Here is a 12,493-nt window from a genome sequence, read left to right as displayed (position 1 = left end):
AAGAACGGTTTCTTTTTGTTTACAAAAAATGAGAGGCTATCCTCAGTCATTTCTATGACTTATGGGACAGCCTCTTTGGAAGGAATTCAACTAACGTTACCGTTAGCGTAATCGGATAATCGGATGAGTTACTTGCCTTCCCGAAATAACAATGCATGAATAGCAAATCGAGGTAAGATCAACTGACGCTTCCATCTAGAAGGTTGTTGAACCAACCTGTAAAGCCATTCCAAATTTAGTCGCTTCCAACTTTCAGGAGTTGCCTTTACTTTTCCGGCAATTACATCGAGGCTTCCGCCAACGCCAATAGCAATTTTGGCATTAAGTTTTGATTTATGCTTATGAATCCATCTCTCCGCATAAGGTGCTCCAAGGGCAACGACCAAAATATCTGGTTTTAAAAATGCAATTTCTTCGACTATCTTATCTTCTTCATGTTGTTTAAAGAATCCATGATGCTTGCCTAGTATTATAAGGTCACGATACTTTTCGTTAATAACCTCACATACCTTTTGATTTGTGACCGGATCTGCTCCCAAAAAATAAAATGACCATTTCTTTTGGTTTCCTGAATCAAGTAATTTTAACAATGCATCGTATCCAGTTACCCTTTCGGGTAAATTGCCCCCCCTTAATCGAGATACCATAACAATACCAATACCGTCGGCAGTAATGAGACCTGCCTCATCTACGATGGATCGTAATGACCTGTCCTTCTGACATGCCATAGTGATCTCTGGATTAACCGTTATTACGTGAAAAAGTTGGGATCTACTCTGTTCAATTACATTACTAAGAATTTCGACGGTACGATCTAATGTGATTTTAGGGAAGTTAATTCCCATTACTTTAGCGTATTTCTCCATAATGTATGTCCACCTTTATTTAACGTTACCCATATCTTAACATGGATTTTGTTTCCAAACTATCCTCGCTAGTGTAACGAGGCCGCCGATTCATGCCGTCAGCCTCGTCATAGTTGTTTATTAAGCTTAAGCTATCGTATCCGTTAGCGTAATTATAGAATTCTAAAGCTGTAAAAATAAAATAGTGTCCTCATGTGTAAATGCGGTAAGCCAACTATACGATAAGTCGAATAGATACGCATCTATCTCTAACCACGGCTCTATATTTTCAAAAAATCTCTTAACATCCGCTGTTTTTACCTTAAACATTTCCTTTTGTCTTTCCAAAAAAAAATTAGTTCTCCCTGTTCATTCGAGTTTATCGCGTTCTCAAAGGTCACTACTTGCGGCTTTTTTCTTAATGAGTTCCATATTAAATGACCTCGCTGTATTTTTTCTTCTACAGCAAATTCCTTAATGAGCCTTTCTAATATGATACTGGCATCGGAATGGACCATTTTTTCCATACGTTTGCCCCCGTTAATTAAAAATATAATAAACTTTTGTTGCCCACACTACTTCCCGATAGTTGAGCAGGCTACCGGCGATGCTGAAAACTGTTCATAAGTTTGCTAATGTACCTTTTAACTCGACTATCGTATTCCGTTATCTGAACGTTCAAACGTAAATATGCAGTTGTAATAAGTAACGGGCGGATTGGTTATCTTCTTGAGGGACTATTATCTTAGAGGGTTCATATCCTTCCCCCAATGCTTTAAGTTCTCCTTGTGCGGATACAGTAGTCTTAGTTCCTTAACAAAGTCCTGTTTAAAGTCGATCTGGATCACCGTAAGATTCGGAAAAAAGCTGCATCGATGCAGCTACTCCGGCTATAGGTTTGCAAAAGGTAAGCATTTACTATGCCCCTAACTCCCTTCATTTCAGGCTACAATCCACGTTCTTTGAAATGATTGGACATCACTTGAAGATATTCCTGTAGCTTTTCTGGTTCGTTTGAATAGTCGACAATAAGTCGGACTTCTCCTCTTTTACTAATAGCATATGCCCTATCCCATGTGAGAACCCGCTCTGGGGGACCTATGATATTTTTGTTTCTAAAAAAAAACCAACAACATTCTGCTTCTTTGTGCTGCTCATCTAGTACAGATACAATAGAATTATCCATAAATGATTCAAGATTTTGTATTGCAGCTTCTTCTGCAACACTTTTTGCTTGTTCAAAGGTAAGTGTTTGAATATATTCACTCATTTTCTATAGCAGCCCCATTTCTAATACCAGGTTTGGATTAATCGACGATTTTACTTATTTGTGTATCAACATAGTATATGACGACTATGCTCTCCGTTTGTTCCCACTATCGTTCTCCGTTAGTTCAAGAAATTTGGTCAGACTCGACGCGTGAATACGGTGTCAGGCTATGCCTTCGACTCCCTTTAAGCGCTAGAAATTTATACATACTATTCCTCCATTGACTGTATAGTCAAAATAAATGTATTAGTACATCTATTAATTCTGACAAGTTCCAAGTTATCCTTCCAGTTACTTCAACGAGGCTGCCGTTATCGGTAGCTTCGTCTAGGTAATATAGGTACTATAAAAGGATAGTACTTAATTAAGCGATCTCAAACTGTTACCCTGTATTTATAAAATAATTGATACTATACAGGAGTGGTATAAGTTGAACAAGTCAAATGGTAATTTAATAATAAAGTTCGTTTATCACATATTACTTTTAGGGGCTATTGGATTTGCTGTATTTTTATACTCTGATGACTACAAAATCTTTCCTTGGGCGAAGCAGGATGAATCCCTAAAGTATTTACATCTCTTGACTACAATTCCTGTTCCTCTAGCGATTTCATACGTAGTAAATTTAATGATTTCACGGAAAGAGAAAGGGATAATCAGGCAATTGATAAGATACTATCCACTAATATGTTTTGTGCTGATTTCATGCTTTTTATTTTTAATTGATTCATTAGAACCCGTAATGTTACTTAGTGGATTTATCATAGCAATAATTTTGTTTTTTCTTGAATTATTTTTAGCCTCTTATGACTTGATAAAATAAGTACGCAATTTGCATTAACCTGCCCTTTAGTTTAGTAACGGCGATATTATTATGACCCAAACCATCATTACTGGAGGGCAGAGAAAGTCTATAAGAACCGACGATAAAGTTCTCTTCGGCGCTCGCCGCGAAGCTGAGCATATATTTGAGTGGTCGATGCCTTCTCATGACCCAGCATGCCCTGAATGAAATCCAAAGGTGCTCCGTTGTCCAGCAACTGGCACGCATAAGTATGGCGAAAACGATGAGGGTACACGTTGGCTTCGACCTCTCCCCGATCTGCAAGCCGTTTTAATGACCATCTGATCGTAGGAATGGCCATTCGGCGAGTAGGATGAGTATCGGTTACAAACAAGGCTTTACAGGAGTCCTTGCGACTTGCCAGATATTTTTTCAACCAGACCTTGCACTCGGTAGTGAAATAAACTTCTCTCTGCTTAGATCCCTTACCATTAACGATTGCAGAGCAATTCTCCCAGTTCAAATCTTCAATGTTTATCTTTTGTACTTCTCCAACTCGGCAACCGGTACTGTACAGGAACTCTAGAAGAGCTCGTTCCCGCATGGATAGACAAGAGATCTTCAAATGGATCACATCTTCCTCGATTAAAAACTTCGGAATACGTTTTTCCATCTTTGGTTCTCTTAATTTTAGAGAAGGGTTTGACGTTAGGTAAGTTTCTTCGTATGCAAAGCGAAACAATGATCTAACAAAGCGAATACGATGCCCTAAACTACTTGGCTTCAATCGATCAGATTGTTTCGCTAAGTATTCCTTTAACAGCTGTAGGGTAACATCTGTAATATGGATATCACCTAGTTCATTAACCAGCATTTTTAGCTGCAAGGCGTAAGCTTTTAGTGTGTTTATACTGAATCCCTGGATGCGCTTATCGGCTTCATACAGTTTCCACAATTGACTTATAATCATAATAAAACCTCCCATTAGTCCTATTAAATCTAGGTTTTCTTCTAATGAGAGGCTTTAATCTGTTGTATTGAACTAGTGTTAACCGTTAGTTCAGTCTCCTAATGTTTAATATCACTTAACCCAGTCTGCAATCTTTTCTCCTTCTTTAAGAGCTTCTCTCTTATAATAGAATACTGTCCCAAACGTGTAATCTACACCATTGGCAACAATAAAGTATTCTTTGGTCATTTCGTAGATTTCATCAACAACAATACAAACTACGTATTCGCCACAATCATCATATATTTTTTCCTTAAGCAATCGAATTTCTAATTCAGAAGCCATTCTAAAACGAGCGTTACTAAACGAGGTTGGACAAGAAATATAAGAAGTCCCATAGAAGTTTATTTCAATTTGATGATAGTAACAAAAATCAAAACTTCCTGCAATTGTTAATGTTCCTTCTCTTTCTTGAGTGAATTTGAGAAATCTAAAATCATCAATATTGGTTTTTGATAATTCCTTTTGAAGCTCATCAGCTATGTCCATATTGATACCCCCGATTGAAATCCCTCAAGTAATAGAGAGGGTCAAATTGCTTTTGAACTATCGTGTCCGTTAACTCAATGGCTTGACCTGTTACTGATAAGATTCAGGACTTTATAGGCATTCTTTTATTACACTTTCAAATAAATAATTTCGTCAGCAAAGTTACCTAAATCACATTCATTACTTACAGGAACTATTACTATTGCATTGTGAAACTTTAACAACTCAAGATACTTTTTGTTGTGTTCGCCAATTATGTAGTTCGACCAATCTTTAGTTTGCATCCATGGTACAGTAAATAGCCTTTTACCATAGGCAAAACCAATTGCCATTGATGCCCTCCAAACTTCACCACTTTGAAATTCTAATGGTCTATGAATTCTACCATGCCTTTCATTATTTTGATCGATCCCTGATAGATCAAACATTTTGGCAATTTCATTTAAGTTATATTTATTTTCGCTCTTTTTAATTCCCTGCTCAATTTGTTCTCCAACCGTTTTGATTCCCAAGACTTTTCTTGTCAATTTTGTTGGATAATTTCCCCTTGGTTTATAAGGGTGTTCCAAAACTCCTTCACCAACATAACAGGATATACTACCAAGAAAATCAGCACTGACTTTCTGGCCATTAACACGTATTGAACTTTGATAACTATCATTTATGGATTCTTTACCAGCCAAAATGTAAGATAATGCCCATCCACCAGCACCTTGACTTCCTACAACACCATATATTTTACCACTCGCAAAGCTCGCTGATAAATTGGTTATTGAGTCCACCATTCTCCAATAACTAAATAAAGAACACGCCACTTCACAAGTGAGATTTTCAATATTGATTTGAAGGAACGATTCCATGATATTTCGTTCTCCTAATATAGGATATCTATATTTTGGGGGTATGCATATCCAAATAATACCACTAAATATGAAAATTAAACATGGACGTATTAAACTAATCTGCCCGTTAGTCATTCATGCAGCGCAAAATCGCGCTGCACCACAGATGATGAAAATGAAGAAAAAGGATTAAAACCGTCAATACTTCTACTACGGCTGGGTGAGGAAGGTCGATCAACTATGGTGCGTTAGAGCCCATCCGTTAGTCTGACTCCACCGACCACGGTGCATCACAGAATGTCGCTCCTTCGGGAAGCACTCATGGTAGATTAATCCTATTTGGGTTGTTGCACCAGCCCCAATATTCAAGCCGTAGAAAGGACAATTTCAATGGATATACTCATTGAGCGCGCATGTGGCATGGATGTCCATAAAGATTCCATTACTGCATGTACAATGACACCCGAAGGAAAGGAGATTCAAACGTTCTCTACTAAAACCGTATTTCTACTCCAGTTAATTGACTGGATTAAAAAGCATGGCTGTACTCACGTAGCGATGGAAAGTACAGGCGTATTCTGGAAGCCAATAGTTAACCTATTAGAAGCTGAAGATATTAATTTTTTAGTTGTAAATGCTCAACATATGAAAGCTCTCCCAGGTCGTAAAACGGATGTAAAAGATGCGGAATGGATTGCCCAACTTCTTCGTCATGGACTGCTAAAGGCGAGCTTCATTCCGAACCGTAACCAACGGGAACTCCGAGAACTAGTTCGTTATCGCCGAAGCATCATTGAAGAACGAGCTAGACAACATAATCGGATTCAAAAAGTGTTAGAAGGAGCAAACATCAAGCTTGGCTCTGTGGTTTCAGATATTATGGGTGTCTCATCTAAGGACATGCTTCATGCTATCGCAGACGGTGAAGAAGATCCGGAGAAATTAGCAAGCTTCGCTCGGCGAACTATGAAAAAGAAAAAAGAAGAACTCGAGCTCGCTCTTCGAGGCTACGTTAATCCTCATCAACGCATGATGCTTAAAACCATTTTAACCCACATTGAATTCCTCACCGAGCAAATTGAGATGTTAGATCAAGAAGTTTCACAGAGAGTCATCTCAGATCAAGAAGACATAGAGCGATTAGATTCTATCCCTGGAATTGCCACTCGAATGGCTGAACAAATCTTAGCTGAAATAGGAACAAACATTAAAGACCAGTTTCCAAGTGCGGCTCACTTGTGTTCTTGGGCAGCACTTGTTCCTGGACATAATGAGAGCGCAGGTAAAAGGAAGTCTTCTAAAGGAAAGAAAGGAAACAAATATTTAAAATCTGCATTAACAGAGGCCGCGCATTATGTAGGTGCCTCCAAAAACTATCTTGGTGCTATGTATAGGCGAACATTAGCACGAAAAGGTAGGAAAAGAGCAGCTATTGTAGTGGCCCATGCAATGCTAAGAATCGCTTATTATCTGCTGATACGAAAAGAAATGTATGTCGACTTAGGTGAAGATTACTTTGATAAACAAAAGCTTGGAGCTATTGTACGGAACTCCGTTCGGAGACTTGAAACCTTAGGTTACAGTGTTACAATTTCCGAAGTTTCCTGATTTACGAGATTACCAATATCCTAGGCGCTGCACATTTTAAAAAAATGAATGAACTGCGTCTTCTTTAGTGCTGTTCTTTTTCTTCGACTGCCAGATATTTAATTTTCATGGTAGTCATTCATGCAGCGCAAAATCGCGCTGCACCATAGATGATGAAAATGAAGAAAAAGGATTAAAACCGTCAAGATTGCTACTACGGCTGGGTGAGGAAGGTCGATGAACTATGGTGCCTTTGAGCCCATCCGTTAGTCTGACTGCAATTTCAATGGATATACTCATTGAGCGCGCATGTGGCATGGATGAACTGCGTCTTCTTTAGTGCTGTTCTTTTTCTTCGACTGCCAGATATTTAATTTTCATGGTAGTTTAGCAAGTTACCGGTCGGTCAGTCTACCGCTTATGGGCAATCGGACAATGTTCATGACAACCGACAGTTATAAATTCATTGTTTTCTATATAAATAAAAGTAATTCTGTTTCCGCTTGCTAACTCGTCAGTTCTGGCAAATATAAGGGGCAAATTAAGCTCACCAAGCGAGGCAACTCACACTGCGCAAGCATCTCTATTTCACTGTGTTTCACCATTTTGGACGTTAAACAAACTCAATTAGGTTTTATCAATTTCTTGAATATGTCCAATAGTTAATACGATACATTTTTCAAACCTCCCTCAAAGCTACGATCCTCTCACTCCCGTTGCTTCCGTATTTCCTTCTGCACTTGCCGCAACACCTTCTTCGAGCCACGCTCCATGTCGTGCTGAAACTTGCGGTCTTTATAGCTGGTGAACAGCGTATTCAGATCATATCCCGTAGGATACAACTCGCTGGCTCGTAGTTCTAAGGATACCCGCTTGGCATGCACCTCTACGAGCAGCCCTTCAAATAAAACCGTCATATGGTTGAAGCTATCTCGGCCTTTGAACACGATCGCGGGTTCATCATGATCTAATAACCGCACACGATCACCCATCCCGTACTCCTCAAGTACAACTTCCGTTTCATCCGTATGTGCCACTACCGGCTTCTTCATCACTTTACTTTCATGAAGGAGATCCAACCGATAGTTCTTACTCTTCATATACAGCTTCGCCCGCCGCAATACCTCATCTTTCAACTCCATCCTCTTCGAAATCCAAAGCGCATTGCTCTCGCCCGATTGCCCAATCAGTAGCCTATATTGCGGCTCTAAGGTCTCGTTGTCGAATGCCATGGCTGCGTTCATGAAATCCGGATGCCGTTCCGAAAATTCCTTAATCTCTCCATAGTGCGTGGTCGCAACCGTCATACAACCCATTTGGTAAAATTCTTCCAGAATCGCAATGGCCAGTGCCGCACCCTCATTGGGTTCCGTTCCGCTACCAATCTCATCAAACAACAACAACGTATTCCGATTCGCTTGGCGCATGATCTCGGCTATATTTTTCATATGGGACGAAAAGGTACTAAGCGCATTCTCCAGGCTCTGATTATCCCCGATATCAACGAACATACGCTCAAACACAGCCACTTCGGTAGACGCATCCGCCGCGATGTGAAATCCGGACATCACCGCCAGCGCGATCAAACCGACCGTCTTCAGCACAACCGTCTTGCCCCCCGCATTCGGACCCGTAATGACCAAACTGCGATATCTATCGCCAATTTCAAAATCCAGCGGAACCGCACCTCGGGACAATAACGGATGCCTGCATCGGACCAACTTAATCGTCCCGTGGTCGTTCACTTTAGGTGCGATTCCATCCATGCTTTTGCTAAATTTTCCTTTGGCGAAAATCATATCGCACAGACTAATCAAATCAATATTGACCGTTATCGGCTGGGTTTGATTTGCGACTAAATCCGATAGAGCCGACAGAATCTGAAGCTCCTCCATCCCCTCCTCCATCTTGAGACCCGAAAGCTCTGCGTTATACTTGGCAACAGTTAACGGCTCCATAAACACAGTCGATCCCTTGGAAGATATTTCGACAATCGTTCCAGCCACTTGATGCTTATAGGCAGCTTTAATCGGGATGGTGAAGCGGTCATTTTTTTTGCTGACAAAAAACTCCTGAATAACCTCCTTGTTCGCGCTGTTCTTCAGAAACTTTTGCAGCTGCTCCTCAATCTTCGCCTCGGCAATATCAATATGCTTGCGGATTCGTCTGAGCTCTTTACTTGCCCCGGAGTCCACCCGATTCCCTTTAATAGCTTGGTGAATTGCATCTTCAATGTTCTGGAAATCCCACATGGAGTTGGCATAAGCACTTAGCTTAGGAGCGTAGAATTCCTTCTCGGTCATGAACTTCTTGACTTTCCGGCAACCCCGGAGAAAATCAGCAATGGCAATCAGTTCGGAGGGATCCAGCACCATCCCTTTGTCCAGCTTCTCCATCATGAGTTTAATATTCGAAATCCCCAGCAGCGGCACATGTCCCTCAGTATCCAGAATCGCGCGGGCTTCCGTTGTTTCAAGGAGACGTTGCTTTACTACTTTGAGGTTTGAACTTGGTTCGAGCTGATCGATCAGTTGCTTGCCCAGACTGCTTACACAATAGCTTTGGACGAGTGTCTTCAATTCGTTATATTGTAATTTGTCCTTTGTACTTGGATTCATCTTTGCATTCTCCTCACGATTGGGTGATCATGATGAAGATCCCTGCACCATAAGATTTCAACGTTTATGCCCAAATAAGCGCAAAAAAAGCTGCGGGAAACCCACAGCTCATTACACTCAATTTACATGACGTTACATATAGATAAAAGCCATCAGCTGACAAGGGATTTGTGTCCAAAGCCGCAGTGTACTTCCTCTGTTCGAGTCATGGTTCATGATGCATTCGCAGGGTTCTTCATAGGTAACTTAAATAAAACTATCATATAGGATTTTAAGAAACGGTATCCCGTTTCACCTATAGAATAGAATGTTATCTTCTTAAGTTATGCCTGTTGAAAACCTGCTACACTCATAAAACACCTCGTAGGGAATGTGTCTTGCATTGAAATCGTATGATGTAAGTAGGATATATGATTTGATGTGGGAAGTCAAGGGTGTAATGACCGCTAGTCAATTCTTAAATAATCATTTGGCTGGTGGAATACTTTCCGAAGTATTTGAACTATCCTGCCCGAAGCGCCAAAGACCACCACGCCCGTTAGCGGGGAAAAGGCAGCCTCTTGATCTCGGCTGCCTTCACTGGTGTTTTATTATGCTATAGTTCTGCTTTAGCTTAATCCTGTTGTGTGATTACCAGTTTGAATTTTTGACGACTACCGCCTTCAGGACCATTCGGAATCGGTTCTTTTTGAGGTGCAAATCCAAACTTTTGATATAACCGTCTTGCAGACTGCCCATCTGGGATATCATCACCAAAAGTAGTAACTGATATTTCAGCTGGGACATTAACATCTTTCAGTACATGTTTCAATAGTTCAGTTGCTATGCCTTTATTTCTCGCTCGAGAGGAAACAGCTAACCATCCGATCTTGTAGCTTGGTGAATCTACTGAGGAGAATAATATTCCACCGAGTAAGAAAGATCCTGGAGCTCCATCGTTTTCCCTAACACAGAATGCACTGCTTTGGTTAATATTTTTCTCTATTGCCTGAATAAATTTTGGATCGCTTACCATAGGACCAAATAAGTATTCTACTTCTGCAGCCAATTCCAACCATCCGTTCAAATCATCTTTTGTAGCACTCACAATGTTCATAATGAGCCCCTTCGAAAGAATGAATATTATCGACTTAATTGTACCGCATATTGGAATTATACTGCCCGAGGGAGCGGAACAGACCTCGAACAACTCGAGTTCGTTGGGAGCCAGCCGCGCGTTGAATGAAGTGTTATGCAGTTTTGCAGAATTCCTGTGTTATCATCATCTCAGAATTCCTTCACTTTCTAATTCGCTTTTATTTGCAGGCCTTAAAGAAATGTCTTTTCCCCATCCGATTTTAATTCCATACTTACCGTTATATAAACAACCACATGTTGTGCATTCCTTTACAATTGTTTTACTACTTATATCTGTATAATAATGAAGCTCACCCTGACAAACATCACATGACTCTTCGTACGACTTATTATAAATTGTCAAACCCTCTACAATCGATATATAAAAGCTAAAATAGTCTTTGACTCTTCGTTCCTTCATTAATTTATCTATTTTCTTACGTGTATCTTTTACCATATCTTCAGAGATAGCTAGTTCATTAGGGTTTAAATTCATTATTGTTTTATCCCAATTACTTGTCCATTTTGGATGAGCATTTTTAATGTACTTTTCAATGTATGTCCAAGATTCCCTAAGTCCATCTATGATTTTTTGGGGATTAAAATTACTTGGTTCGGATACTAAATCTAAAAAAATTCGAGTAACCTTATTTAGATGACCATAGATATTCATAATATCACCATTGATAAAATTTGTTTTTTCTGGAATTTCTAACAGCTATTGCTACAATAACCCTGTTTCAAATTTCTGATTCTTTCCTATGGCAAATGCATTATTGAACATACTTGACGAATAAACTTTCGAATCCTGCGTTAAACTGCCAGTTACTTCATGAAAACAGGGAACAGCTTTTGCGGCAATTTGGTCCCTGTTTATTGGGCTAGAGTGCCCGTTAGTGCAATCATGTTTATCATATTCAGGTCCAAGTTATACTATTTCTAATTACTTTATAAAGTTAGGATAGAACCAATGTAAATCAAAGAATAATTTTTTTAATTTCCCGAACCCATCACTTCCATCAAACACTCTATTCCATTGTCTTTCCGCCTCATAAGTATCGATGTATCTAAATTCTAATTTATTACATTCTAATTGTCTTACTAATAGTTTAGGCCCTTCATAAGGATAATTCACTTCATTTTGTACGATATATAAATCACAAACTGAAGTCCATCCGTAAATATGATTTGAAAAATTTGAATCTCTGACAGAAACCACCAAGTTGTAAATACTTAAAAACTTGTTATCTTTACTACTTAGTCGTTCATAATCAGAACAAATATCATCCCATTTTCTTATCATAGTAGCTCTCCAAAAACAGTTTTTCATTCTCTACTAACCAAGTAAGACACAATCCGCGAGTTAGCGATGGATTGTTTTCACCACCGTGGTATCGTTCTCCGTTAGAATCACATATGATTATGTATCTTCTTACATTTTGGATAATAACATATCCTTTACATCCTCTAATGAGTACACTGAAACTGTCGGCTTAACAATAATATGTATATGGTCCTTCAAGTAAGGTATCTTCCTAATTAACGGGAAACCAATAACTTTACACTTAAAGCCATTTCTCGAATCATCGATTAACTCATCTCCAATTTCAAGGATGTCATCAACAATGATTTGTCCATAAACAATGATACAATCCTTGAACTTAACATTAGTTTCAAGGATGCTTTTAATGACAAATGTATCCTTGACTACGATCTTCCCCATCTCGTCACATCCTAATATGACCCTGTATTATTTCCATATTATAACATATAACACTGAAGATAACTGCCCGTTACTTCAACAGACAAAGGCAGCCGATCGTGTGCCGGCTGCCTTCTTGTCAGTACTGAACTAACGTTCCCAGTTAGTGTAATCACCGTTCTTGGCAATTTACACTATTTTTTCTTCAGTACCATAATAATGAAAAATATA

Annotated in this window: 11 protein-coding genes; 1 reads left to right on the top strand and 10 read right to left on the bottom strand. The window is 39.4% G+C overall.

The genetic code is table 11. The features are described from left to right. Positions 1 to 128 precede the first annotated feature (128 nt). From AC3WRW_RS31980 to AC3WRW_RS31960, 5 genes are all read right to left on the bottom strand, one after another. On the bottom strand, positions 129 to 866 hold the full coding sequence (locus AC3WRW_RS31980) for a WecB/TagA/CpsF family glycosyltransferase (protein WP_492550263.1): 738 nt from the start codon (positions 864 to 866) through the stop codon (positions 129 to 131). Positions 867 to 1,791: 925 nt separating this feature from the next. Then, entirely contained in the window at positions 1,792 to 2,115 is a 324-nt protein-coding gene (locus AC3WRW_RS31975) for a hypothetical protein (RefSeq protein ID WP_492550262.1), read from the bottom strand. A 911-nt stretch (positions 2,116 to 3,026) separates the two neighbouring features. Beyond that, a complete protein-coding gene (locus AC3WRW_RS31970; protein ID WP_492550261.1) occupies positions 3,027 to 3,869 on the bottom strand; it encodes a tyrosine-type recombinase/integrase in 843 nt (280 codons plus the stop codon). Between the two features lie 111 nt (positions 3,870 to 3,980). Beyond that, positions 3,981 to 4,397: a hypothetical protein gene (locus AC3WRW_RS31965; RefSeq protein WP_492550260.1), complete on the bottom strand. Its 417-nt coding sequence runs from the start codon at positions 4,395 to 4,397 to the stop codon at positions 3,981 to 3,983. Between the two features lie 128 nt (positions 4,398 to 4,525). Continuing rightward, positions 4,526 to 5,257: a P-loop NTPase family protein gene (locus AC3WRW_RS31960; protein ID WP_492550259.1), complete on the bottom strand. Its 732-nt coding sequence runs from the start codon at positions 5,255 to 5,257 to the stop codon at positions 4,526 to 4,528. A 372-nt stretch (positions 5,258 to 5,629) separates the two neighbouring features. Here AC3WRW_RS31960 and AC3WRW_RS31955 point away from each other — a divergent pair, with 372 nt between their 5' ends. After that, complete coding sequence (locus tag AC3WRW_RS31955) at positions 5,630 to 6,847, top strand: IS110 family RNA-guided transposase (RefSeq protein WP_492550258.1); 1,218 nt, start codon at positions 5,630 to 5,632, stop codon at positions 6,845 to 6,847. A gap of 686 nt (positions 6,848 to 7,533) precedes the next feature. Here the strand turns inward: AC3WRW_RS31955 and AC3WRW_RS31950 are convergent. From AC3WRW_RS31950 to AC3WRW_RS31930, 5 genes are all read right to left on the bottom strand, one after another. Further along, complete coding sequence (locus AC3WRW_RS31950; protein WP_492550257.1) at positions 7,534 to 9,444, bottom strand: endonuclease MutS2; 1,911 nt, start codon at positions 9,442 to 9,444, stop codon at positions 7,534 to 7,536. A gap of 613 nt (positions 9,445 to 10,057) precedes the next feature. Further along, entirely contained in the window at positions 10,058 to 10,540 is a 483-nt protein-coding gene (locus tag AC3WRW_RS31945; protein WP_492550256.1) for a GNAT family N-acetyltransferase, read from the bottom strand. Positions 10,541 to 10,705: 165 nt separating this feature from the next. Further along, positions 10,706 to 11,233 carry a hypothetical protein gene (locus AC3WRW_RS31940; RefSeq protein WP_492550255.1) on the bottom strand — a complete coding sequence of 176 codons (528 nt, stop codon included), beginning with the start codon at positions 11,231 to 11,233 and terminating at the stop codon, positions 10,706 to 10,708. Positions 11,234 to 11,503: 270 nt separating this feature from the next. Continuing rightward, complete coding sequence (locus AC3WRW_RS31935; protein WP_492550254.1) at positions 11,504 to 11,863, bottom strand: hypothetical protein; 360 nt, start codon at positions 11,861 to 11,863, stop codon at positions 11,504 to 11,506. Positions 11,864 to 11,992: 129 nt separating this feature from the next. After that, positions 11,993 to 12,283, bottom strand: a complete 291-nt coding sequence (locus AC3WRW_RS31930; protein ID WP_492550253.1) for a hypothetical protein — start codon at positions 12,281 to 12,283, stop codon at positions 11,993 to 11,995. Between the last annotated feature and the right edge of the window lie 210 nt (positions 12,284 to 12,493).

The sequence above is a fragment of the Paenibacillus sp. FW126-R14 genome (assembly GCF_058789495.1).
The sequence above is the reverse complement of the archived record's forward strand: the minus strand, read 5'-3'. Positions and strand labels throughout refer to the sequence as shown.